General features: G+C 48.3%; 31 protein-coding genes. 28 read left to right on the forward strand and 3 right to left on the reverse strand.

The annotated features are described in order from the left end of the window. Positions 1-11 precede the first annotated feature (11 nt). From ACYU8Y_RS16955 to ACYU8Y_RS17065, 23 genes are all read left to right on the forward strand, one after another. Positions 12-233: a hypothetical protein gene (locus ACYU8Y_RS16955; protein ID WP_460939239.1), complete on the forward strand. Its 222-nt coding sequence runs from the start codon at positions 12-14 to the stop codon at positions 231-233. A 33-nt stretch (positions 234-266) separates the two neighbouring features. Continuing rightward, positions 267-692 carry a hypothetical protein gene (locus tag ACYU8Y_RS16960; RefSeq protein WP_460939240.1) on the forward strand — a complete coding sequence of 142 codons (426 nt, stop codon included), beginning with the start codon at positions 267-269 and terminating at the stop codon, positions 690-692. Positions 693-757: 65 nt separating this feature from the next. Next, positions 758-898: a hypothetical protein gene (locus tag ACYU8Y_RS16965; RefSeq protein WP_460939241.1), complete on the forward strand. Its 141-nt coding sequence runs from the start codon at positions 758-760 to the stop codon at positions 896-898. Continuing rightward, positions 891-3,719 carry a BT4734/BF3469 family protein gene (locus ACYU8Y_RS16970; protein ID WP_460939242.1) on the forward strand — a complete coding sequence of 943 codons (2,829 nt, stop codon included), beginning with the start codon at positions 891-893 and terminating at the stop codon, positions 3,717-3,719. The genes ACYU8Y_RS16965 and ACYU8Y_RS16970 overlap by 8 nt, the downstream gene beginning before the upstream one ends. 267 nt (positions 3,720-3,986) lie before the next feature. After that, positions 3,987-4,262, forward strand: coding sequence for a hypothetical protein (locus ACYU8Y_RS16975; protein ID WP_460939243.1), 276 nt, complete (start codon positions 3,987-3,989; stop codon positions 4,260-4,262). A gap of 35 nt (positions 4,263-4,297) precedes the next feature. Beyond that, the gene (locus tag ACYU8Y_RS16980; RefSeq protein ID WP_460939244.1) at positions 4,298-4,726 is read left to right on the forward strand and encodes a DUF3127 domain-containing protein; all 429 of its coding nucleotides are present in this window, start codon (positions 4,298-4,300) and stop codon (positions 4,724-4,726) included. Beyond that, on the forward strand, positions 4,726-5,160 hold the full coding sequence (locus ACYU8Y_RS16985) for a hypothetical protein (protein WP_460939245.1): 435 nt from the start codon (positions 4,726-4,728) through the stop codon (positions 5,158-5,160). Before ACYU8Y_RS16980 ends, ACYU8Y_RS16985 begins: the two co-directional genes overlap by 1 nt. Continuing rightward, positions 5,157-5,513, forward strand: coding sequence for a hypothetical protein (locus tag ACYU8Y_RS16990; protein WP_460939246.1), 357 nt, complete (start codon positions 5,157-5,159; stop codon positions 5,511-5,513). Before ACYU8Y_RS16985 ends, ACYU8Y_RS16990 begins: the two co-directional genes overlap by 4 nt. Positions 5,514-5,711: 198 nt before the next feature. Then, a complete protein-coding gene (locus tag ACYU8Y_RS16995; RefSeq protein WP_460939247.1) occupies positions 5,712-6,095 on the forward strand; it encodes a hypothetical protein in 384 nt (127 codons plus the stop codon). A 213-nt stretch (positions 6,096-6,308) separates the two neighbouring features. Then, complete coding sequence (locus ACYU8Y_RS17000) at positions 6,309-6,893, forward strand: hypothetical protein (protein WP_460939248.1); 585 nt, start codon at positions 6,309-6,311, stop codon at positions 6,891-6,893. 6 nt (positions 6,894-6,899) lie between these two features. After that, positions 6,900-8,360 (forward strand): hypothetical protein, encoded by a 1,461-nt coding sequence (locus ACYU8Y_RS17005; protein WP_460939249.1) that lies wholly within the window; start codon positions 6,900-6,902, stop codon positions 8,358-8,360. Between the two features lie 27 nt (positions 8,361-8,387). Next, a complete protein-coding gene (locus tag ACYU8Y_RS17010) occupies positions 8,388-8,837 on the forward strand; it encodes a hypothetical protein (protein WP_460939250.1) in 450 nt (149 codons plus the stop codon). A gap of 12 nt (positions 8,838-8,849) precedes the next feature. Further along, positions 8,850-10,184, forward strand: a complete 1,335-nt coding sequence (locus tag ACYU8Y_RS17015; protein WP_460939251.1) for a hypothetical protein — start codon at positions 8,850-8,852, stop codon at positions 10,182-10,184. Further along, entirely contained in the window at positions 10,184-11,440 is a 1,257-nt protein-coding gene (locus tag ACYU8Y_RS17020) for a phage head spike fiber domain-containing protein (RefSeq protein ID WP_460939252.1), read from the forward strand. The genes ACYU8Y_RS17015 and ACYU8Y_RS17020 overlap by 1 nt, the downstream gene beginning before the upstream one ends. Positions 11,441-11,442: 2 nt before the next feature. Then, the gene (locus tag ACYU8Y_RS17025) at positions 11,443-11,829 is read left to right on the forward strand and encodes a hypothetical protein (RefSeq protein ID WP_460939253.1); all 387 of its coding nucleotides are present in this window, start codon (positions 11,443-11,445) and stop codon (positions 11,827-11,829) included. Between the two features lie 2 nt (positions 11,830-11,831). After that, a complete protein-coding gene (locus tag ACYU8Y_RS17030) occupies positions 11,832-12,209 on the forward strand; it encodes a DUF1353 domain-containing protein (RefSeq protein WP_460939254.1) in 378 nt (125 codons plus the stop codon). Between the two features lie 107 nt (positions 12,210-12,316). Further along, a complete protein-coding gene (locus tag ACYU8Y_RS17035) occupies positions 12,317-13,174 on the forward strand; it encodes a S49 family peptidase (protein WP_460939255.1) in 858 nt (285 codons plus the stop codon). A 17-nt stretch (positions 13,175-13,191) separates the two neighbouring features. Then, positions 13,192-13,674, forward strand: coding sequence for a hypothetical protein (locus tag ACYU8Y_RS17040; RefSeq protein ID WP_460939256.1), 483 nt, complete (start codon positions 13,192-13,194; stop codon positions 13,672-13,674). 56 nt (positions 13,675-13,730) lie between these two features. Next, positions 13,731-14,729 (forward strand): hypothetical protein, encoded by a 999-nt coding sequence (locus tag ACYU8Y_RS17045; protein WP_460939257.1) that lies wholly within the window; start codon positions 13,731-13,733, stop codon positions 14,727-14,729. An 81-nt stretch (positions 14,730-14,810) separates the two neighbouring features. Next, positions 14,811-15,488 (forward strand): hypothetical protein, encoded by a 678-nt coding sequence (locus ACYU8Y_RS17050; RefSeq protein ID WP_460939258.1) that lies wholly within the window; start codon positions 14,811-14,813, stop codon positions 15,486-15,488. A gap of 64 nt (positions 15,489-15,552) precedes the next feature. Further along, positions 15,553-15,747 (forward strand): hypothetical protein, encoded by a 195-nt coding sequence (locus ACYU8Y_RS17055; protein ID WP_460939259.1) that lies wholly within the window; start codon positions 15,553-15,555, stop codon positions 15,745-15,747. Positions 15,748-15,749: 2 nt separating this feature from the next. After that, the gene (locus ACYU8Y_RS17060; RefSeq protein ID WP_460939260.1) at positions 15,750-16,124 is read left to right on the forward strand and encodes a hypothetical protein; all 375 of its coding nucleotides are present in this window, start codon (positions 15,750-15,752) and stop codon (positions 16,122-16,124) included. Between the two features lie 107 nt (positions 16,125-16,231). Continuing rightward, complete coding sequence (locus tag ACYU8Y_RS17065; RefSeq protein ID WP_460939261.1) at positions 16,232-16,471, forward strand: hypothetical protein; 240 nt, start codon at positions 16,232-16,234, stop codon at positions 16,469-16,471. Here the strand turns inward: ACYU8Y_RS17065 and ACYU8Y_RS17070 are convergent. Beyond that, entirely contained in the window at positions 16,468-17,211 is a 744-nt protein-coding gene (locus tag ACYU8Y_RS17070; RefSeq protein ID WP_460939262.1) for a hypothetical protein, read from the reverse strand. The genes ACYU8Y_RS17065 and ACYU8Y_RS17070 overlap by 4 nt on opposite strands. An 80-nt stretch (positions 17,212-17,291) precedes the next feature. Between ACYU8Y_RS17070 and ACYU8Y_RS17075 the strand changes: the two genes are divergently transcribed. The 3 genes from ACYU8Y_RS17075 to ACYU8Y_RS17085 all read left to right on the forward strand — a co-directional run bounded on the left by ACYU8Y_RS17075 (position 17,292) and on the right by ACYU8Y_RS17085 (position 18,588). Further along, positions 17,292-17,942: a hypothetical protein gene (locus ACYU8Y_RS17075; RefSeq protein ID WP_460939263.1), complete on the forward strand. Its 651-nt coding sequence runs from the start codon at positions 17,292-17,294 to the stop codon at positions 17,940-17,942. Positions 17,943-18,074: 132 nt separating this feature from the next. After that, positions 18,075-18,254, forward strand: coding sequence for a hypothetical protein (locus ACYU8Y_RS17080; protein WP_460939264.1), 180 nt, complete (start codon positions 18,075-18,077; stop codon positions 18,252-18,254). Between the two features lie 142 nt (positions 18,255-18,396). Then, on the forward strand, positions 18,397-18,588 hold the full coding sequence (locus ACYU8Y_RS17085) for a DUF2158 domain-containing protein (RefSeq protein ID WP_460939265.1): 192 nt from the start codon (positions 18,397-18,399) through the stop codon (positions 18,586-18,588). A 352-nt stretch (positions 18,589-18,940) separates the two neighbouring features. Here the strand turns inward: ACYU8Y_RS17085 and ACYU8Y_RS17090 are convergent, their stop codons facing one another. Further along, entirely contained in the window at positions 18,941-19,996 is a 1,056-nt protein-coding gene (locus ACYU8Y_RS17090) for a DUF4062 domain-containing protein (protein ID WP_460939266.1), read from the reverse strand. Positions 19,997-20,051: 55 nt separating this feature from the next. Then, the gene (locus tag ACYU8Y_RS17095) at positions 20,052-21,611 is read right to left on the reverse strand and encodes a P-loop NTPase fold protein (RefSeq protein ID WP_460939267.1); all 1,560 of its coding nucleotides are present in this window, start codon (positions 21,609-21,611) and stop codon (positions 20,052-20,054) included. A 124-nt stretch (positions 21,612-21,735) separates the two neighbouring features. Between ACYU8Y_RS17095 and ACYU8Y_RS17100 the strand changes: the two genes are divergently transcribed. Then, positions 21,736-22,245 (forward strand): hypothetical protein, encoded by a 510-nt coding sequence (locus ACYU8Y_RS17100; RefSeq protein ID WP_460939268.1) that lies wholly within the window; start codon positions 21,736-21,738, stop codon positions 22,243-22,245. After that, entirely contained in the window at positions 22,238-23,800 is a 1,563-nt protein-coding gene (locus ACYU8Y_RS17105; protein ID WP_460939269.1) for a terminase large subunit domain-containing protein, read from the forward strand. The genes ACYU8Y_RS17100 and ACYU8Y_RS17105 overlap by 8 nt, the downstream gene beginning before the upstream one ends. Positions 23,801-24,067 lie beyond the last annotated feature (267 nt).

Here is a 24,067-nt window from a genome sequence, read left to right on the forward strand (position 1 = left end):
CAATTCAGACTATGACCCTCGACGCAATTGTTGACCGCTACCAGAATGGTACGCTGGCCGATGAACCTGATCTGGTGCTACTGGATGCCCAAAACAAAGTTGCCCTTTGGGAAGCCTGGCGACTGGAAAACCCTGACGCTTCACCCAGTGCCGTTCCGAAAGCTTCAGTGCTTCACACGATATCGGTCTTTATAGAGAAGACCACTAATAACCGCTACGGTTGCAACGATTAAACGTGCCACGTCGGCCATTAAACCAATACAAGGATGTTCAAACTATTTCGAGTCTACAAGCCCACTTTTCGCCCAGTAATGCCCTTACTGAACAATTTTCAGCCCTTTGTCATCGCTATGCCCGCGGGCCTACATCCGATGCTTAAAAGCCGAATTTTCTCGGCTCTGCTCTGTGATCTGTGGGGAAACACGCCAACTTATAGCCTAAGCGCCCAGGAGTTTAGTGATCTGGATTCATGGATGAACGCTGGTAATCCGGACGAAGCTCATACCCTGATTGAAGGGCACAACGTGGTAATCGATGGACGTGAGCTGAGCCTATTGAAACGCTTCCTGATTACTGAATTAAAGTTGGCTCGTGTCGAAAAGAATGCCTGTTACTGGCAGATGCTGGCTGAATTGCAGCTATCACTCGTCCAGCCTGTTCACTTGGTGGAACTGTCCTTTTTACGGGAATAGCATGGCTCCAGCTTTGGAATCGCGTCGGTCGATCGGCCGACGCTCCACTTTCATCCATCTTATTTATGATGACTTTTTGGTCCCGACTCCTATGGGGCGTGCTATTCTGGCTGTTTTATCTGGCCGTAATTATTTGCCCCAACGCTATTGAATCGATGTATCGTAGCGTGGTTCCTAACCCTAATGACCGTTACGACAATGAGTGATAACCGTACCGACGGACAGCGCCTGAGTAACTACCTGTTTAGCTTTTTTAAGGGCGGCATCAAGATCAAGAAGCCTACATCGACGGTGACCCTGGCTGATGTGGTGGCTATGATCAGTGGCCCAACTTATGAGATGGCCACGCGTGAACTGCGCAACTTTGAACCCGATATTCAGAAGTTGATTAAAGGCGATCTGGACTATGTAACGTTTTCGGGTTCGTTTTCGCCTACTCGCCTGGTAGCGAACCTGAAACAGCATTCGGGGTTGATTTGCCTGGACTTCGATCATGTGTCCAATATGTTCGAAACAAGGCTCCAGCTGCAAGCCGATCCGCACACGTTGCTGCTCTTTACCTCGCCTACCGGCACCGGCCTAAAAATGGTTGTCGAAGTGCCTGGCCTGGTTGATGAGCCAGAACGCCACAAGGGTTTCTTTGCTGATATCGCCATTTACCTCCGGCAAAATTATGGCCTGGATGTTGACGCCAGTGGCTCTGACGTAAGCCGGGCTTGCTTTCTGCCCCATGATGGCTCCGTATTCGTTAATGAGCAGGCTGAGAGCTACATGTACAGGGGCCTTGCTCTGGAGGAACACCAACAGGCGAAGAAGCCCAAAACTGAACACCAGGTCGTAAAAGATGCCGATGACGTATATCGTCACGTTCTGGCCGTGGTCGAGCGAATTGAAGCAGCCAAAGTCAACATAACCGACGATGAATACCATAACAATGTGGCTCATACAGGTTGGTTGATGCTCGCTTTTTGCATGAGCACCTTGGGTGAAAACGGGCGGGATCTCTTTCACCGAATTAGCCAGATCAGTGAGAAATACGATTCGGCTAAAACCGATGAAAAGTTTAACGAAGCCGTCGCCAAATGCCGGTTCACCACTCCCTGGAAATTCTTTGATATCGCAAAAAAGCATGGCATCGATGTATCAAAGCCCGGTTCAAAGAAGAAGGAAAAACTGGCTAAAAAGGAAACGGTTAAAGCGGCTGATGCCCCAGTTGTCAGCCAGGATGATAAGGACAGCAGTGAGGTGGCAACCGTTAAAAAGGCGGATAAAGAAGAACGGGTTTTCGAATCTGTTCAATACCGGAGCAACGGAAGTATTTGGATTTACGGCGCGAAGAACTGGATATGTGTCGCGGAGAATTTTCAAATTTTCGTCAAGTACTGTACCGAAGACGAGAACGAGGAAAAGACCTGGATTCTGGAAATAGTGGTACGTGGCCGGAAGGAGCCTATCTATATTGAGATTACCCACGACGAATTTTGCTCGGCCACCAAGCTAAAGAACAAGATGGCCAGCCACCGGCTGGCACTAAAGCTAACCGATACGTACCTGGGCGAATTGTGGCAACATCTGTTCAAGATGAATTTCCCGCAGGCTCAGAAGGTAACCCGGCTGGGGTATCATACCGACTCGGGTGTTTTCTTCTTCGCCAACAAAGCCGTGAATGGCGAGGTGCTGGAGCCGGACGAGTTCGGGATTGTAACCGCAAAAATGGCCGATGGTACCGAACTATGTTTGTCGATGCCAGTGGTTAAAAAGAAGCGCCAACACCTGTTTACGCTCAAGCCAGGTGAGATGACCTTTAATGATTGGTTCGGCTATTTGGTGAAGGTGCATAAATACAACAACGCCATCATTCCCGCCTGTTTTTACCTGATGTCGCTGTTTCGTGACCTGATCGTTAAGCACACCAGTGCCAGCCCGATCCTGTATCTGAAGGGGGGTGCATCCTCCGGTAAAAGCTCCATTGCCCGTTCAATCTGTCGGTTATTCAATCTCCATGAAGCCGTGGCCAACCTGAAAAACAAGAATACCGAAGCCGGGTTGGTTCGGGTCATGTCGCAGACAAGCAACAGCGTGATCTGGATGGATGAGCACAGTAACGACTTTCCTTTTGAGGGTTTGCTCCAATCCGCTTATGATGATAATGGCTACATCAAAGCCGAAGAGAACAGTTCAAGCGGGGTCGATACGGTTGATATCTACAGCGCCCTGGCCCTGACGAGTAACTACATTCCAGAGAATCCGATCTTCTTTTCCCGATGTGTTTTTGTGCCCATTGTAGAGCAACAGAAGACCGATGAGCAGGTCGAAGCCTTCGCCCGGTTTAGGGATGTTGAGCAGGACGGTCTCAGTTGCGTAACGCTCGAAATGCTGGCTCACAGGCCGCTGATTGCCCAGGGTATCAAACAGGCTTACGATGACCTATATAATGCCCTGAAGGAAGCCGTTCGGCATGAAAAACCCGTTGAACGTCTAATCTCCAATATGGCGCGGGTGCTGTGCATTCCGTATATTCTTCAAGTGTTCGGCAAAATCCAGCTTCATTTCGATGCGACGGCCGACGACGACATTCTGAATGAATTTGTCCAGATCGGAAGTGATGCCATTTTAAGGCAGCATCAAATCCAATCGGAGAAAACGGCCCTGTCGGAATTCTTCGAATTGATGCAGAATCAGTATGAGCAGGGAGGCATTCAGGAAGATGTGCATTTCCGCTTCGAGGGTGACTTGGTTTTTCTTCGCTTCCCTTCGCTTTATACAATTTATGCCCAACGCTACCGGCAGACGTTTTGGAAGGCTCCCGCTGACCGCGACACGCTCAAACAGGAGATGATTGCCTTCGAGGGCGCATCTGACCCCGACAAGTTTTTCAAAAACATCCGCTTCATGCCCGGCGAAGGTGACGATGCCAACGGCCACACGCGCTCCGTATCTGGTTCATGCGCAATGTCTTATAGCAAGCTCGCTGATGCATTTGGGATAGATTGGAGAGGACGACGACTAGAAAAGGCAGAACGCTAATCTCAAAAAAAAGGAGGAAAAACAGTACCACGCTACCACAGAGCGGGCAAAGGATGTAATAAGTAATTAAGTAATAAATAGTTGAGTATAATAAATCTGTGGTAGAGCTGTGGTAAATGTGTGGTAAAGCTGTGGTAGCGTGGTATTTGTAATAATGTCTACCACAAAAATACCACAGACAAAGGCCCTCAAATCTCTAAAAGTCAATCAGTTAACTTTTTGTGGTGGTGTGGTAGAAATACACTGCCCATTTTTTCAGAAAAAACGATGAAAAATGAAGTAGCAACTGTGGTGCATCCCTTAAAAGTACAAACTACAGCAAAGCCTGTTGGGGTGTTCCGTTGGCAGAAATACGTGGATGGAAATGGTCAGTTGTGGGTTGTTACCTGCCTGTTCGGTCACTTCCCCAGTGGTCGATACGGAGCCAATGTGGAGCTACTGAATGTCGATGCAGAAAGCACTGTCGATGTGACCAGGGCAGAGTTCGACGAGTGGGTACGCCAAGGCAATTTGAAGCGGGTAGACACCCCAATTTTACTCTGAGTTCAATTTTTTTCACTTTTTTATTTTCAATTCCAATGGCAAACGAATTAACAGTAACTGGCAAATTTTTAGGCGCAAAAGCAACCGAATCTTTAGGACAAAATAACTTTCTTGTCCGTAAATTGTACGTCGATTTAACCGACAATCCGGACTTCCCAAATACCCCAGAATTGCAATTGACGGGTGATAAAGTTAACCTGGTCGATAATTTGGTTAAAGGTCAACTGATTCAGGTAAAGTTTCGGCTCGATGGTCGGAAAGTTAAGACCAGAGACGATAAGGAAATGGTGATCACTAATCTAAGAGTGTATAAGATTGATGTGGTTACCACGCAATCGGCAGCAGTGGCGGCTCCCCAGGCTCAGGCACCGGCCCGGCAAACACCAGCTCCCGCACCGGCTATGTCTGGACCGGGCCAGTACATGAATCAGAGCAATGAAGAAAGCAACGATCTGCCGTTCTAATGCCGATAGATCGGAAGAAGTACCATAAAAAATGGAACCTGATCAGTTATCTGATCAGGTTCCGTAGGGCCAAAAACCGCTGTGAGGTTTGCGGCCTCCAGAACTACCGGGTCGGCTATTGGGAGAATGGCAAGTTTTGGCCGCCCGAAAACGATGATCCGCCCGAATCAGGATTTGCCTCGCATAAGGAAGCTAAGGAATGGGCCGAAGCTTATAATGAGAAGATCGGTTGGGACTATCCTTTTGAAACGAAAAAGGTCTGGATGATCATTCTGACGGTTGCTCACCTCGATCACGATGAGCAGAACAACCGGTTCGGGAATTTGAAAGCGATGTGCCAGGTATGCCATTTGACGCACGATCGGAAGGATAACGCAAAGAGACGAATGTATGGGCCAACAGGCCGACACCACAACCAACTTAGACTTTTATGACCGCCTTCGAGAAAGATAAAACTGTTGAATTCCTGCTTACGCAGCTGACGTTCATGCTCATGGCGCAATCGCCCATAAAGGATGGAATTCGCATGGCCGCCAAAAAACATGAGGCTCAGCTGAAGAAGCTCCTGAAGCCGGAAGAGTATGAACCAATCATTACCATGCGCAATACAGTAGCGCAGCTGGTACGGTTTCTGGCCGAGTGCAAAACTCCGGAAGCACTGGAGCAGGCCCACGATTACATCAAGGATTTGAACGAGGGGAAGGTCTTGATTGCGGTTACGGATGGTTCGTCGCCTGGAGCGGGCTACTCCGAAGTAGGCAAGTCCTATTTGGCGAATGAATCGTAGGCAATCTTTGTTAAACGTAACGCCCATGTTGGCACATGGGCGTTACAATGGGCATTTGGAAGGTTACTCTGTGGCGCATTAAATATAGGTAATCTTACTCACTTTGACCGCATGTTAAAAACACGTATACCGATTAGAGAAACACACGTACGTCAATTTGTTGTTGCACGGTACGGAAACAACACCAACATCATTGATATGACCAAAAAATCAATGTTGGGCGTGTTGGCTGAATTAGCTTGCGAAAAGGTGGGGTTTCGCCATGTATTGCCCAAAGTAGAGGTTGATGATGCGACCTCGATTACGCTGCTTTATCCCGATTCGTTAAAGAACCACTTCATTCACCCCGGCAAGCTGGACCTAGTGGCGAAGCTCTTGAATTATCTCTTTACCCAGGCATTTTTAGAGTGCATGGAAGTCTCGTTAATGCTCGGCATCAGCGATTACGAAGGGGTAACCATCTTTATGGACCGCTACGGCATTACTGAAGAAATGGTGTCGGCTGACACGCTCCGGAAGAAATGGCGCGATCACCAGCGGTATATGGCGAAAAAGATGACCACCATGCTCCAGGCCGCCTAACGTGGCCCGGCCTGAAAAATTTAAAAATAAAGTTGGGGCGGTTGTTCACCTGTTTTTGGGGGGTACTCACCAATTTTTACTACTTGTTCGTTCGTTCGTAACTTTATTCACGGCTTAAACCTAGCCCCATTCATCAGAAAGGCCCCTTTTCGGACGAAAAGGGGCCTTTTTTGCGTCCTACCATTTAGCCTGGCAAAGCCCCTACTTTGCCCTATGAACCCACTCGACCGTATTGCTACGATTCCTGCACTACCGAATCAGAACGGCGCGGCAAATGTTCCGGGTCTCCGTCGCCTTTGGCTGATTGAGACCCGGCATTTGCTGGGGCTCAATGATCCGCTGACGGTGCCCAACGCCTTGCAATTAGGCTGGCTACTATCGTCCACTGGCTTACAGCTGTGCGAAGATGCTGTTCTGCAATCGCTGAAGTTCCCTTCCGATCGGGGCGATTACAACCAGAAGGCCAAGGTATCAGTACAAGGGGTGTCTTATGAGCAGGTTATATTGCTCAACGTGCCGAATGACCATCCGGCCACGGCGCTGGTGATGCAACGCATGACCAAACGAAAATGGGTTGCTATTTATCAGGATGCCAATGGGAACCGGAAGCTGATCGGGACAGCCAAACAGCCGCTCCGATTTCTGGCGCAGTATGACGTGTCTCCCAGTGGGTATCAGTTCAGTTGGGTCGGCGAAACTCGCCAGCCCGCTTATTTCTTTACCGACGGCGGCTTGCTCGATACGGCGGGTGCTGACGCGGATTTCTCCTACGGTTTTTCTTACGATTTTTATTCATAACGATTTATGGCATTGGACGGAACGTCGATCAAGAATGATATCGACAATGATTTAGCGAACAAAGGTTATAGAGGTGTTCGGGTTACCGGTGTAATTACGGCCCTTAAACGGGTTATTGACTGGGTTACTGGGGCGGTTAATGGAAACCTCTCTACCTGGCTCCGGATAGGCGACAACCAGCCGGGCGGGGCCAACACGGATAATGTTTACCACATGGGTAAGCTCGTCGTGGGGACTACCGTCGATGATGGCAGCGGGGCCGTACTCCAAGCACCAAACGCCAACTTTGCCACGCTCAATGGCCTACCCGCCGGACGGGCGCAAACTATTACATCGGTGGCCGAAACAAGTTTACCCGCTACCCGGTACTACCCGTTTGCCGAGCTGGCCGCGCCCACGGGTGGCACATTCGACTTTTTGACCGTGGAAATGGTTTGTAAGCCCTGGGACTCTACAGCCGGGGAGCCGCAAATTATCAAAGCGTACTTTGCCAACCGGGGCGGGTTCACTTATTATTACACCGTCACGGGGGGAACTATTGGCGCGGGCCTGGTGGCCGTTCGGCATCCGGACAACCGGATTTTATTTTATGCCTATGCCGACAATGGGTTTAAATTAATTTCGGTCAAGGTGATGGATATGGCACAGGCCACTATTTACCCAACCTTTGGCGCTCCCCTTTCCGGTATACCAGCCAATACGACGCTGGTTTTCAATTCGACACAACCGGTTAACTATCCGCCTAAAATGGAGCTGGGCAAGAGTTTAACGTCTTTCCCCTTGCCCAACTCGGACGGTTTTTACCCGGTACCATTTACCACGCCAGGGGTGGCAAAGCTGACCATCGGGGGCAACTATTCGGCGGGAAGCTCGGAGGTATCGCTAATGAACGCCAACACCCTAGGCGGGGGCTTTTCATTCTGGCAGCAGCTTACGGCCAGTACAAAGCGGTTGCTGGCCAGCCTGAACGGGAACGGATGGCTGGGCTTAGGTACGCTGCTGCCATCGGAACGGCTCCACGTCGATGGCAATATTTTTATGAATGGCGTTCTAAAGTTTCCGGCCACGATCCTGGCTAAAAAGATCAATCTGTACGAAAACGGGTCTAACAATGACCACCAGTTTTACGGATTCGGCATTTTAGCCAGCACCCTCAAATACCAGGTAAACAGTTCAGCCGATCGTCACGCGTTTTATGCGGGTCAGGATCCGGCCACCAGTAAGCACCTGATGACCATTAAAGGGGATGGCACCACCGGCATCGGCACCGAGACACCCACGGCAGCACTACACGTAAAGGGCTCGACTGGCTACCAGCAGTTAAAGCTGGAAACCAGCTACGTACCCACCGGGCCAACGGATCCGAACGGCGAAGCGGGGACCGTATGCTGGGGCGAAGATTATTTTTATTGGAAAACGTCAACCAATCCCCACCGGTGGCGAAGAGCCGCCAGTTCGGGTTGGTAATCATTTTAACTATTCATCTGTACGCCAATGGCTCCAATCGAAAAAGTGATCAGTACTGAGGTGGTGACGGGCTTCAACCGCCTGGCTCTTCACGAAAATTTTGTCATTCTGGCCGACCTGAACATGGTCCAGCAGATTCGGGTAGTTACGCTCGACTCGACCGGCGTTCCGATTCTGGAACGTATAGAGACGGACGACAGCCTGACGGCCGCTCAGAAACAGGCCGCGCGCACTCGGTACCAGGATCAGATCGTAACCAAAAACACGACGGGTGCCTTTGTTGACCCTAAAACCGGTACTGTCGTGGCTGAAGGGACGGTTGGAGCGGTGGACCAGCGCCAGTTTTTCCAGAACATTACGCTGGGCGATCTCAAGAAAATGGGTTTGCCTATAACCGATAAGACACCCATTGCCACGCTGATCTACGCGCTGATCGGCAACGCGATCGGGGATATTGACCAACGGGGCGACCTGTAATTCACCAACCTAATGCTACCAATTTCTTCCGCTTACGCGGCAACGGCCAACATCGAGCGGGTACGCCGGGACACGAGTAAAATCGGCTTTCTGTTCGCGCTTCCGGACGGCTCGCCGATGACGGCCGTATCGGCACAGAGCTTTGAACTATCGTTTGCGGACGAGTCAGGTTTGGCCGTTATCACGTTGCCGCTGGTATCGACCCTGGCCAATCGGCTAGAGGTTATTCTGAACGATGCTGCCAAGGATAAGTTGTACAAGAATAAGTACACCTACAGCCTGTATAATGTTAGCCTGGCCCGAACTGAAGTTGTTGGTGTTTTCTCGTGGGTAAAAGGCCAGGCATCGGCAATGGGTGTTTTTACCGCACCCGATTTTAAGGTTGTTTACAACTCGATTACTGACGGTATCGTCATTGATGGTTTGGTTGTGACGGACAATACCGCGCCTGTCGTTATTGCGGCCAGGGAAGCGGTATTTTCGGCAAAAGCAGCGATTGATGCTGTTCAGGTCGACGTAACGCAGAAGGCCACACAAACAGAAACGAAGGCTACCATTGCCGTCAATTCAGCCAATACGGCCAGCACGAAGGCCGGGGAAGCGTTGGCCTCGGCCAATTCAGCTGCTGGTTCAGCCAGCTCAGCCAGCACGAAGGCCGGCGAAGCACTGACGTCGGCTAATGCAGCCGCTGGCTCGGCCAGCACCGCCAGCACAAAAGCAGGCGAAGCGCAGACGTCGGCCAATGCAGCTGCTGGCTCAGCATTCATCGCCAGCACGAAGGCGGGGGAAGCGCTTGCGTCGGCCAATGCTGCATCCGGATCAGCCGGTACTGCCGGCACAAAGGCAGGGGAAGCCGCTGGTTCAGCCAGCACAGCCAGCATGAAGGCTGGCGAAGCGCTTACGTCGGCTAATGCAGCCGCCGACTCGGCCAGCACGGCCAGCACCAAAGCAGGCGATGCCCTATCGTCGGCCAATGCAGCGGCCAGCAGTGCAACGGCCGCCAGCACAGCCCGGGATGCTGCTATTGCGGCTGTACCCAACCGGGTCGTAACGGCTAGTGCAGCAACAACCTATACGATTGATCTGGCTCCGGCTGACAATACCTTTCTGATTTTGACCCTGACGGCCAACACGACCCTGACGATTCAAAACGCCGGGCCTGGCAAGTGTTTGTATATCGACTGCATTCAGGGCGGGGCGGGTAGTTTCGTGCTGACCTTTCCCCCGGCTGTGGCCTTTCCGGGCGGGGCCTCGGTGGACTGGAATACGGTAGCGGGGAAGTGCAATACCTTCTCGCTCATGGCGCGCAGCAACTCAGTGATCAACGCTACTTACGCCAAAATGTGATGATACGGAGCAGCCAACAGAGTGCCCAGTTCAGCCCATCGCTGAACCTGGATTTTCGGTCTGGGGTGATGCCTGCGGGCCTGACGTTTATTCGCAACAGTATCGCCACCCGGTTCAACTCGGCCGGTGTGCTGGAGACCGTTGCCGCCCAAACGCCCCGGTTCGATTACGACCCGGTAACGGGCCAACTACGGGGCCTGTTGATCGAGGAGGCCCGGACAAACAGTTGTCTCTATTCGGAACAATTGGACCAGGCCACCTGGGGGAAAAGCCTGTTGACGGTGATGGCCGATGCCACCCCCGCACCATCGGGGGGTACCTCCGCCGAATTGATCGTACCAACCGCCACCGTGGGTCACCATTACCCCTCGCCGGGGGGGCTGAGTTTTGTGTCGGGGAATACCTACACGCTGTCGATCTTCGTTAAGCCAGCCGGGTATACTGTCGTCAGCCTTCAGACGATCAATACGGTCTTTGGTAACTACCTGGAAAATCGCTTTTCGCTGACGGGGGCCGGTGCCGTGCTGTTCACGGGGGCCGGTTGTACCAATACGATCACGCCCTATCCCAATGGCTGGTACCGGGTCAGTATGACCGCCACGGCCACGGCTACGCTTACCTCGGGTGGTTATTTTCTGATCATCCGAAACGGCAATAACACCGGCACCTTCGCCGGAGACGGCACGTCGGGCATGTATTTCTGGGGTGCTCAATTCGAGCAAGGCGCTTTCGCTACCAGCTACATACCCACCACGACGGCAGCGGTGACCAGACAGGCCGATGTGTGCCGGTGGACGGGCATTGCCAACCTGTTTAATGCCACTGACGAAGGGACGCTGTACGTTGACTTTACCCGAGCGGCAATCCGGGGTATCAGTACGGGTAGTGAGGGATTTATGTCCATCAACCAGGGGGCCAATTCGATGTCGATTGTTTTCGAGTGCGGCAATGCAGCCCCCCAACTGCACCGGATGACCGTCAATGTCGGCGGTGTTGGTACAGCCTGTAATGTTTCAGCGGGGGCGACGGCCAATACCGGTTACAAGCTGGCCGGGGCTTATAAGCTCAATGATTTAGTGGTTGCCTCCAATACAAGTTTATCCCCGCCAGTGTCTTCCGTGAACATACCCACGGGTTTGCTCAAGCTGGACGTTGGGTCGAATAACGGTAGTTTCGTGATGAATGGCTGGGTTCGCCAGGTCAAGTACTACCCGCGCCGTGTTCCTAATTCGTTCCTTCAATCCCTCACTGCTTAACGATGTTCATTCCTAGTACTTTCGAGGATTTCCGCGCGATCTGGCCGCGCCTGAGCAAAGACCAGAAGGAAGCCTACACCGTCGATGGCCCCGTCCGGCGCATCATCAACGCAACCAACAACCAGGAGGTACTGGGGTCCAACTACTCGCTGCCGACCAATCAGACCAACGTGCGATCGGTGTACATTTTCGGGCCGCGCGATCTACCAGAGTTTGTGCTTGGTTCGGCCAATGAGGTTGAATGGCAGCGGGTCGAGAACATCGATCCTACCCACACCGCCCAGGTGTTGGGGTATGGGATGCAGGTCGAGCCGCGCATTGTGGCAGCCCTGATGGCCGTCAACGAGGGCGTTATGCCCCAGATTTTACCACCTTCTCCTGTTGAATAGCGATGACACCTATCCTGGTTACGTATTTAGAAGATAATGTAAAGTCGGATCGCTGGCGGCTGGAGCGGTCGATTACGTATGAAACAAATTCGGGGAAAGTAACGGTACCACGCGGTTACGTGACCGATTTTGCCAGCGTCCCCATGCTGTTATGGGGTATTTTTCCGCCTATCGGGAAGTCGAATCGTGCCACCATTCTGCACGATTGGTGGTATGATAACCGGCTGTTTGAGGAAACGCTTGGGGCTAAAGAAGCCCGTCGGCTGGCCGATCTGGAGCTATATCATCGACTTCAGGAGATTGAGCCGGATAAGAAGATCCGGAATTTATGCATGTTCCTGGCATGCCGGTGGTTCGGCAAGCCGTGGTGGGATAATTAGGGTGAGTTTTGAAAGCCTGTTACCATCAGTAACAGGCTTTTTTGTGTCCTATTAACTGGCATTTGGCAGGGGGATGTTTGTAGCATCTTAATCCCGACAAGCACCCAATGACCGGTTTTTCTTTTGCAGGACAATGGTACATCGAGCCAGGCTATGCCCAGCGCATGGCCGATCTGATTCGCCCCCGGCTCGAAGCGGGGAAAGACCCGATTCCTGCTAATCTGTTTAGTCAGAAATCGGACCTGGCAGCCATTACGGCTCAGTTGAATGATGGGTATGAGCAGCGGGTAGCCAGTTATTTCCGCCAAACTAACGGGGTTGCGATCGTACCCATTGACGGAGCCATGAGCCGAAACGGTGAACTCTGCTCCTATGGCAACGAAATCATTATGGGTTGGCTGGATATCCTAAGCCGTGATCCGCAGACCAAAGCCATTGTTTTAAAAGTCAATTCGCCTGGTGGCACCGTCGATTCGACGCGTGCCTTTGCCGATCAGATCAGGGCGATTCGAAACATAAAGCCAGTCATCGGCTGGACGCCTTTCGCGGCTTCAGCGGCCTACTATGTGCTGAGCCAGTGCACCGAAATTATGGTGGAAGATCAGCTGGTTGGTGGCGTGGGATCCATTGGTGTTTTGATGGTGCTGGCAGATCAGTCGAAGGCTCTGGAAAAACAGGGCATTAAGGTCGATATCATTCGGGCGGATGGCAGTCAGCACAAGGCGCTGATTAACGGCGTGGAGCCGGTTTCGGATGAAACGATGGCCGAACTCAAGGCTACGCTGAACGCGTGCCGGGCTGAGTTTGTGGGCTACGTTCGCCGGGGCCGGGCTGGTAAGCTGACCTCTCAGGAGGTGTTTACCGGGAAAATGTACAATGCCAAAGAAGCGGTTAGGCTGGGCCTGGCTGACCGCACCGGTTCTCTATCTCAGGCCCTTCAACGCGCAGTGCAACTTTCAAAATAACCGGTATGCCGGACCATATGCTTAAACCAACCCAAACACTGGGGGCCGCAGTAGCCGCCCTGTTTCCGACTAGCGAGAAAGCTATTTCGGAAAAACTCACGCAGGAGGAGTTCAACGCCTTTGCGACTGAAACGCAGGAAGTCCAGAACCGGCTCGATGCGCAAGCCGATGGTAACCAGGCCGTGGCGAATGATCTAGCCCAGGCCCAAACGGATTTGGCAACGGCTCAGGCTGCATTGACTACAGCCCAGACGGAATTGGCAACAGCCAACACGTCGCTGGCTACCGCTAACCAGACGATTGCCACCCTGACGCCAAAGGCTACAGCCTGGGATGCGCATAAGGCGGCTTTGAATCAGTCGGGTATGTCGGGTGATTCGACCAACGGTAAGCCAGCTAACGAAGCTCCCAAAGAAAACGCTCGTGAGGCTAAAATGCGCGAAATGAAAACTAAGCATCCGCGCATGATGGAAGGCATTGAGGTAGCCGCCGACGAATAACCGCTACCCAAAACGAGGCTTACTTTTTTCACAACTGTTTAATTTTTTTATCATTCATGGCAAGTATTAATTTGAGTGCCCTGGCATCGGCCCTAAAATCGAACATTGCTGACTACTCTATGATTTATCAGGAGCGGTTGGCCAATGGCTTTGATATCAAAAGCGATAGCCTGTTCACGGTGATCCCTACGGTGGATCAGGTGCCCCTGGTACGGGATTCGACTGGTTCGATTTTGCAGCCAGGTCGTAAGGGTACGACCAACTTCACCAACAACTTCCTGACGTTGAATAACCGGATGGGTATTCTTCGTCCGTTTAAGGTGGACCTTCAACTGGATGAAGTGACGCTTTATGCGTGGTCTAAACTGTATGGTGGTATCCGGAAGGCTACTGATCCGAAGGATATCTACAGCTTTGCGGCTATGGATTACTACATGAGCCGCATCATGAAGCGCATGGGTAAAGACTTCCTGGGTACGGTCTGGAGTGGCGTATATAACGCAACGGGTACGAGCCCACTTGACATTGCCGATGGTCTATCGCTGTTGCTCACCCAGGGCTACGCGACGTCGGGCACCGGTTTTGTGGGCGACATTCCAGCGGGCAATATGATTACGGCAGTTGCGACCATCGACGCATCGAACGTGCTGAGCGAGATTAACAAACTGGTGTTGAAACTGGCCGCGAATACCGATTTGGATAAATCGGAACCCGCTCAACTTTGCCTGGACCCAACGACGTTTGTCTACCTGACAAATGCTGTTAGCTCCGCCCTGTCGAACGGTCAGGCCATTGTCACGTACACGAATGGGGAGTATCGCCTGGCGGCTTACCCAAATACGAGAATCGTTGCCAAGAACTGGCTGACAGTGGTTGGTAAGATGATTTGGACGCTGGAAGGCAACTTCGTGGTGATCACGCCGGAGGTGCCAGAAACGACGGATGCCGGGTCTATTCAAATTGAGCAGTCGGCTCGTAATATCAACATCTTCCTGGATGGTGAAATTGGGCTTAACTACATCGACGGTCGGTATATCTACCTGAACTCGAAGTAACCGGATTCCCCGTACTGGAGAACGTGGCCTGGCAAGGATGTTCGCTTTGATCTGCTTCACTTTCAACTATTCTTACTTACAATGAAAAGTTTTCGAGTTATTGGTTCGCTCCTAATGGGGTTATTCCTGCTGGCCAGCGTGGTGGCACCAGCCGAAGTGCATGCGTTAGTGCCGCCTTCGTTACAGGATTTCGTGTTCGGCACCGGCACCGTAACGGTGGGTATGGCAACGGTCAGTCTATCGAACATGAGCCGGAAGGAACGGCAGAAGGCCAACCTGGGCGGTATTGCCAAACTATACCTCATGGCTGCATCGGACTTTACGGCTGACTGGCCAGCGCAGACCGATGTTACGGCGGGCGCGATTGCGGGGCCAACCATTCCCGTAGCCGCTGGAAAAACGTGGGCCGTTGTGACGTTTGATATTGGCACCTGCCGGGTTAAGTCGGACCGTAAAGGTAAACTGGGTTACCAGAACGTTGGGGTATCGGGTGAGTGCAAAATGGCCGGCTACGACGCGACTCAAATTACGGCTCTGGACAAAACTTTCAACGAAGGTGGCGTAGCCATTGTGGTTTACAAGGACGGTACACGGGTTGTTTATGGCTCCTCGAATGAACCCCTCGAATTTGAAGACTCGACGGATTCGGGCGCGAAGGCGGATGATGCCCTGTCGATTGACTTCAAGTTCAAAGGTGACGGCTACGCATTCCACCCACCAACCCTGGCGGCAGCGGTAACGGTGGCGCTGGCGGTCTAAGCTATTGACCCAATAGCAACTAAACATGGCCTCTCTCAATCGAGAGGGGCCTTTTTTTCTCCTTATGAAATCGCGCAAAATGAAATACCAGATCAAAGCAGCCTACCTCGGCAAAGTAAAGCTGGAGAATGGCAATGGCTCGTTTCCACTGGATGAAAACACCCCTCAGGGCGTGTTGGCTCAGTTGTATGATACGGTGCTTGGCAAAGAATTTATCGAACCCGTAGCGGCTCCCGTAGCCGAGACACAAACGAAGTAATCGTGGGTAAAATTGACCAAAAGAAAATAGTGGGGGCACTCAAGCAGCTTGAGAATGCCGCCAAAGCGGGGATAAAAGCGCTGAACGAAGCAACCGACAATAGCCTGGCCGACTCAATCTATGCTGAATTTCCGTTGCAGAGTGTCGGGATGATCGGCAACCTGCTTCAGAAACTTTCTGACGAGGCCACGATGCTGGCCACCTACGAAGGGCTGACCGAGGAACAGATTGCCGAGAAGAAAGCCGTTGAAGAAGCCGCCGAACTGGAGCAACTACAGCAGCTGAATCAGGAACGCCTGGCTGAATTGACTACCCCAAAACCAGAGCCAGTACCTGAGCCAGAAAAAGAACTGACCGATGATACGGAAACGGTTTAACAGTTAATCCCTAAAAAATCGGCCCTACACCAACAAGGAGGTAGGGCCGATTTTTAATATATTTGTTTTGTAAATACTTATTTTCCAGGCACCCAGCCTGTTTATATATGGCAATCCCTGCTCCTGCCCGCTTCACCGATCTTCGTCAGCATCTGCATGATGCGGGCATCGACTCGGCCTACCTCAGTTTAACACTGGAGCAATACTTAGACAAGGCTGAGAATATGCCCCAACAGGATTGGTTTCTTGACCCGATGGAAGATCACCAGGCGTGGGCGTTCCGGGAAGCGATTAACGAGTTCAGGGCGATGACTCAGGAAAAGGAAGATGTGGGCAATAAGGATTAGTTGAATGCAAGCCCTACTGAGCAGTTATTAGTTAAGCACGAAGTAAAAATAGATTTATCTCCGTTTCTAAATATAACTTCTAAGAAATCTCCATTCGCATTAAACTTAAGTCCATTCAAATTCATATTTAATCTGTCAACTATTAATCCATCAGGAGGAACAACGTCTAGTTTTAAGTGTATTAAACGTCCTCTCTCTCTTATAACCATAGAAGTACCTGTTACTTCAACGTCCCAATTGGAAGAATAAGCTTTCCATTCATTTTCAATAATTTCAAGTGAAAGCTTTCCTTTCGAGTCACAGAATGTACCAGAGAATCTAAATGGAGCACCGACTTCTTCGGGTTTTTCAATTTTAAACAGTGGTTTCCCATCAACTTCGATTGGTGTTGGACAGTTGGTTAGCATTACCCCACCAAACCTTAAAAAAGGATGTCCATTTCCAACATCAAAAAATTCATGGCTAAACCCTTTTCTTTTGCAAAACGGATCAAGCATGGCAGCTTTTACCCTTTCTTTAGACCAATACTTTCTCGTTACTTTTCCATGGCATTGGCAGCATAAGAGAGTTATTTTCGTTGGGTCGTGTTCCTTTGCTTCGTGAAACTCTGGATCGACATGTTCATACTCGTAAATACCTAAACCGCAAATTACACATCCAAAGCCACAATCCTGACGTACAGCCCGTTTAACAGGTAAAGGTATGCTTCTATCCAAGCCGTATTTATTCTTTTGTTCCATAAACCGCTTTTACTTAGATAACACATTATATCTTGAATATGTCCTATTAAAAACGACTTAGTGCCGTTTTTTTTGTATCCATGAATCTTGAGACACAAATAAGTCAGCAACAGGCCAGCATCAGAATGCTCGAAATGTTCGTAAAGGCCGGACGCTGCACCACAGGTGAGTTAGCCCAGGCAAAGCGACGATTGGCCGATCTTCAGGAACAAACGACATTCGTTCCGATTGCACCTCGCACAGAACGAGTAGGCCCTGCATCGGCTCCGGTGCCAGTGGCCACTGGCGAGTCCACGCTGGGCCGCCAGATTGTAGGCGATGAGTATGCTAGTATTCAGGCTGACCTATCAGCCGAAGCCAATGGGCTGAACCGGCAGATGGCCGAATTGAGCAACCAGCTGCACAAGATACCCTCCGATGTTTCCTGTCCCCAACTGACCCGCCAGATTCTTGAGCTGAAGGGAAAGATTGAATTGATCTGGGATAAGAAATATTATCTGGAGCGGAATCACTGTTTGCCCGAAGAACAGTCGACTGTTGAAGCCCCTACCTTGTCGGATGCTGGCGCCTTTGAATTGGCCATCGAGAAACGTAAGCTAATTGATAAGCGCTCGAAGCTCAGACGGAAGCTGATCAACCCCAAAGCGAAGCCTGGTAAGCTACTCGAATGGGAAACCGAACTGACACAGTGTAACCTCAAGATTCAGGAAATTGAGTTTAAACTAAGTTAGCCGTGGCGATGAGGGCAGAACTTGCCACCATTCAACTGTGTTTTGGCCCGGAAGTTGTTTCTTTGAATAAGACGAGTGAGATGAATAAACTCAGACACCCGTTTCAAAAGACCACTAAACTGCCGTTTTAGAATGGATACAAGCGAAGTTACGCTAACTCTAACGTTCAGGATTGAAGTCGATCAGTCCATACTGGAAACGCTTGTTAAAGACCTATCGAACCAGTACCTCCATATGATAGCCGTCGAATTGACAAAAGCGGGCGCGGCTATTGCTGACACATCATATGGAATAAGCTTCGTAGACGATTAATAGTTATTATATATCCCTGACGGCTGGTAATTTTTAATAGAGCCAGCTCTGCACTTGAACCATGCATAGCCTCTGGACGATTCAGTTCGGGGGCTTTTGTTTTATTTATTACTTTTGGAATAAACTAAAAATTGCAATTTGTATGAATGACGAAAAGATTAAGACTGGCAGTGTTGTTAAACTCAAATCGGGTGGCTTACTAATGACGGCAGGTGACTATTTCGACGGCGCCAATATGAGTTGTTATTGGTTTGACAAGAATTTTAACCTTCAAACGCAAGTTCTACCAATTGAAGCACTTGTATTTGTCTCAGATGAAGCTATCACTGATTAGTATAGTAATTAAAACTTACCTAAAAGCCCTAAATAGTAATATTTAGGGCTTTTTTCACTCTTTATAAATACAAGCATATCCTCAAATAGTGAACCCGGCAGTGTAAGCTACCGGGTTCGTGTCCAAAGCAAGGATGTTCAACTCTTAATCAGACAGCTGCAAATGTACGGTAAAACTTGACTACTATAACTCGTCATGGACACATTTCTTTGTTGAGGCACCGTCTCTCCTATTAGGTTGTAGAAGGAGAATTGGAAGGCGTCTGAACACCATGAAAGTGATTAGTAATACCAGTGGGATTAAACAGTAGGATTAAGAAAAAAGTATTTCGCCATTTAAATCAATAAAAGGCCTACTTTCTCATTTTTTTGATGGGGAGAAAATATCCGTACTCTGCATTTTGAGGTGTATTTGCTTTTAACTTTTTAATTTCAATTTCAGCTTCTAAAATATTTCTTTCTACAGACAACCTTATTAAAAATTCTTTTCCAGTATTTGTTAAGAGAAACCTATCTGAATAGGAACTAGATGCTAAATCTTGCGCGACTAAGCCATAATGCTGAATGCGGTCAATGACTTGTTTAGACAAGCTATCATTGCTTTCGTAATATCTTTCAACCTTATAAGAATTCCATACCCAAAATATATGTAGAATTGAAACAATTTCATCACCAAAAATTTCTGCTATTTTAGTAAAACATTCTCTATAGTATTCAGTCGTTTCTTCGATCTTGATCTTTTCTCGATTTAAAGCCCCATACATATCTTCAAATGATATACCATTATACTTTGTACTATCCTTTGGTGATTGTATTAATTGAGCACGTAGTTCAGCATTTTCTTTAGCAAGTCTAGCTATTTCCTGAGCGATGGTTCCGGAGTCTGTAGCTTCGCTACCAGGCACCCATCCAACCAGTTCTGGTCGATCACTGAATTCAGAAAGAGTTGTATGGATAGCAAGCTTAATGTCACGCAAATCGCCCCAAAATTCAACCATACTTCCTGTTGCTAAACTATAAAAATCTTTGTATTTGTGTGGGTTTTCTAATTCGAGAACCTCCTTACCCAATTTATTTACTTTCTGATTTAAACAATCTTCTTTTATGACAATCGAAAAGTATGCTTTACCCTTCTCTAAAGCATACTCATACTCCAATTGGGTGTAGCTTTTCCCACTATCTGGTTCAATACTTCCGTATCGACCACCAAGTAACAGTAAATATGCGTCTGATTCATCGATCCATCTTTTTATAACATCCATCTGAGATTTATCAGTGGCAGCAAACAATTCCATACCAGCAGGTATATGTCCGGCTTTTAAAATAGCTTCAACAGCCGCCTGTCGCTCTTCCTTAAGATCGGTAAATGTTGATGAAACAAATACTTGAAGTTTTCTTTTCTGTGGCATTATTCTTTTATGAAGGTTTCAGATAAATCTATTTTAAATCAAAATTTTGACTTAACTAGTACCCCTTTAATGTATTAAGTTTTTGAAGAGCCAATTTTAAGTAAAAGAATAAATTTACTTTTTTGATTTTGACATTAGAGTTGCCAGTACTTTCAATTTCAGTTATTTTAGCAAGGGGACCAGCTGAATTTAACAATCGGCGACCTATCGAAGTATCATTAAATGTATAATTAAATTTCATCATTGTTTCTGAGTTCGAGTATTCATATTTGTTGTCAGAAGTCCGACCGTGCCTATTCATATCAATATCGATTAATGATATTGCACTACCGAGTAGAGTTGACATTACAAAAGCATAATTCCAAGAATCATCCTTTTTTTCTAGAGGTATAAGTGGTTCTATTTTACTCATTTGAGTAAATACATCTAAAAGAGCATCATTCCCTCCAAAAACAAAGACTAGAAATTTTATTATATTTATTATATCATAGTCGGAATCATTTCTATCTTCTGATTCTATTATATATTTTTTTTCGTACCTATCGAAGCTATAATTAGTAAACATTAATCTTTCTAATTTTCTTATGTTAATTACTTTTGACATTACCATGTTTGAAAGTATAATTGACACTCCAGCTACGAGAAAATTGTTTTCTTTTAAGGAGTAAACATATTTCATAAAATTATCACTCTCTTCCCCTGAAATTGATATAGTCCCTAAAATAGATCTAATATAGCTCGATATAACATCCGCATTATCAAAGTAGAAAACCTCTCTACTGTAAAATTTATCTATATATCCAGAGAAATCCACATCGGTCCCATACTTAGTATGGAAAATTTGTTTAATATTATTGACATCGCATACAAAAATCATTTTATCAAAATTAAATTTATTATTGTCAGATCGTATATCCTGGTGAGCAGCAAATATATTTAGCAAACGAAATATATGCTCAGGGTCAATGCGATCTAAGTCATCTATTACTAAAACAATCTTCTTCTCTTCTTTAATTTTTATTTGCTCGATTAGCTTGCCAATAAGTACACTAATTGCATCTTCTTCATATATAGACCCAACTTTTTGAGTCTGTAGTTTTAGATAATTCAGAATCTTTTTCTTTTCATCTACTGTATTTTCAGTAACGTACTTTTTATAATCTTCATTTATTTTAGTATAGGCATCTAGCAATTTTTCTCCTACTTCCAGTGGCAGTGACTGACCTAATTTATTGGCGATACCAATAAAGTTTTTTATGAATTCTAAAGGCTTATCATGTATATACCATTCTAAGCGACTAAATGCACCTAAAACATCCTTTTCGTAATCTAATGGCTTTGATAGTAGATGGATCAGTATATCGAATTTTATCAATTCAAATACATCTTCATTTGTACTAACAGCATAGTTTATTGGTAAAAGATAAATCACCTCATACTCTACATTCCCTCTAAAGAACTGATCAAGAAAATAAGTTTTACCAGAGCCAAAAGGTCCTGAAATTAATATTCTTTTATTGTGCTTTTCACCTATATGTTTTTCAAATAACTTTCTTGGCTTGTCAACTGGTATGGCTAACTTATATCCCTCTGGCTTCGTAATTTCAGTATTCATGGCGTGGTTTTGACTAGTTGTGATGTATGAGTATCTAACAATTATATGAAAGCATATTTTGTCCTACTGATACTGTTGGTTTACCTATAATATTGTTGTTAATGATATTTATTAAGTAGCTCAAATGGCGATAAGTATAACAGCTGATAAGGCAGTTGACAAATTAGACAAATTTAGAGATCACCTCTTACATCGCTTACCGCTAAAGCCAAGCGAACACGTAACGCTGGACAAGTATCGTAAATGCTTTGCCTGGCGAAGTAAACTGTTCTCCCCGCAACAGGTGGTCAATATGTTGATGCAGGAGTATGGCCTAAAATACTCCCAGGCGTACCAGTTGATGTCCGAATCGACAAAGCTTTATGGCAAGGTCGATGACATTGATCGGGAAGGTACCCGTAAGATTCTGATCGAAAACCTGTACGTGGCCATGTCGCTGGCCGTGAAGGATAGAAACGCAGAAGCGATCATTGCGGCCACTCGTGAAATCGCCAAACTCAGCAAGGTTCACGATGATCAGTCGCCATTGACGGCCGACGAACTGATGCCCGCGCGGGTGGTCAAATACGTGCAGAACAACGTCACGATCAACAACAATAACGGTACTGGCCTGGAGGACTTGCCCATTGAGTAAGGAAGCGATAGTCAGGCTCAATGCCAAGCAGCTGGCGTTCCACCAGCGGGCCACCAGCAACCAGGCTGATTTTAGTAAAGAAGGCCGGGCGTATCAATCCGGCTTTCGGGCGACGTTCCAGGGTGGTCGGGGTTCGGGTAAATCCCGTACCCTGATTCATTTACTGGCTGAGAGTGCGTTCCAACTTCCCAGGGCGAAAGCTGGGCTGGCTGGCCTGACCTACCGTCAGGTTCAGGATATCATTCTTTCGCAAAGCAGTTCTGTGTTTGAAGAGCATGGTTTGCATGAGTACAACGCCAAAACCGGCTTTGGGCATTACGTCATTAACCGTCGTCCGCCGGAGCACTGGAAATCGGCCCTGAACACGGTTCGAACCTACGATAACTGTCTGGTATTCGCCAATGGCTACACTTGCCAGTTCGTGTCGGCCGATCGGGAAGAAACGATTCGGGGGGCCAACTTCGATCAGCTGTTCATTGACGAAAGTGCCACGATAAAAGAGCCGTTTTACAATAAGGTACTCCGTCCGACGGTCAGGGCGAATAAGCACGTCTATAAAGACCCACGCCCAGGGCGGAAAGGCTTTAACCACCCCCTTCATTGGCTGATTGCTGATTTCACGTCCGCACCCTGGCTCCCTCAGGGCAACTGGGTTTATAAGACGGAAGAAATGCAAAAGACCAATGCAGAGAAGTACTTCTTTCTGGAATCGACGGCGTATGATAACCTGGAGTTTTTACCGGGTTCGTTTATTGAAGATCAGCGGGAAGCCTGTGGCGATGAGCTGAGCTTTAATATTGAGATCCTGAATCACCGGCTAACCCGGATCGCCAACGGATTCTACCACGCCCTGGATACCAACCGCCACACCTACAGCCAGGGCTATGGGTATCAGTTCGATGAAGTGTCAAGGCTGTATGTCCATGAGCGCACCGATTACGACCCGAATAAACCCATTGAATCAAGTTGGGATTTTAACGCTGAATTCACCTCGATGATCGTGGCTCAGGACTTCGTTTCGGAGTACCGATTCAATGACGTGCTGTTTGTGAAGACCGCTACCGAGAGCCTTGTAGAGAAGCTATGTGCTGATTTTATCACCAAATACCAGGGCCACAAAAAGAAGGTTATTTACGTGTATGGTGATAATGGGGCCAATAAAAAGGATGCTGGTCGAAATAAGACCTACTTCGGTCTAATTAAGGCAGCCTTCACAAAAGCGGGGTGGACAGTTATTGATAAGGTACAAGAATCGTATCCACCCTACCATGTTCGTTATCGTGTTATCAATAGCCTATTACAAGAAACCAACACGCGTTTGCCTAAGATTCGTATCAATGAGACAACAGGCAAAGCCTTACTGATCTCACTCCAGAACGCGCCCATAGACGGCACAACGTATGAGAAGATCAAGAAGTCAGAGCAAAACAAGAATCTTCCGCAAGAGTTTGCGACTCACCTGTCCGACTGCTTTGATTACATTCTGTTCAAGAAGTATTCCAAGTACGTAGCGGCCAGTGGGCTGGGCAGGTCGGGCGGCATCCACATCGGATAAGCTCAGGAATCAGCATCGACGTCGATGCTGATTTTTTATTTCTCAACTTTTCACGTTTCGGCACCCGCGTCGAAAATGTCATCGGCCACGACCACGACCCGCGCCCCAGGGGTCGGCATATATTCATTTTTCGCGTTTTGGCGATCGCCATTTCGCCATAGCGCGGGCGGTCAACTCTTTGCTCACCGGAGAAATTAGCCCCCCTTGGCGGGCTAATGGATTGATTCTGAATTTCATTCCCTTGCTACTGACCGGAAAAAGCCGAAA

This window comes from Spirosoma humi, from assembly GCF_054776575.1.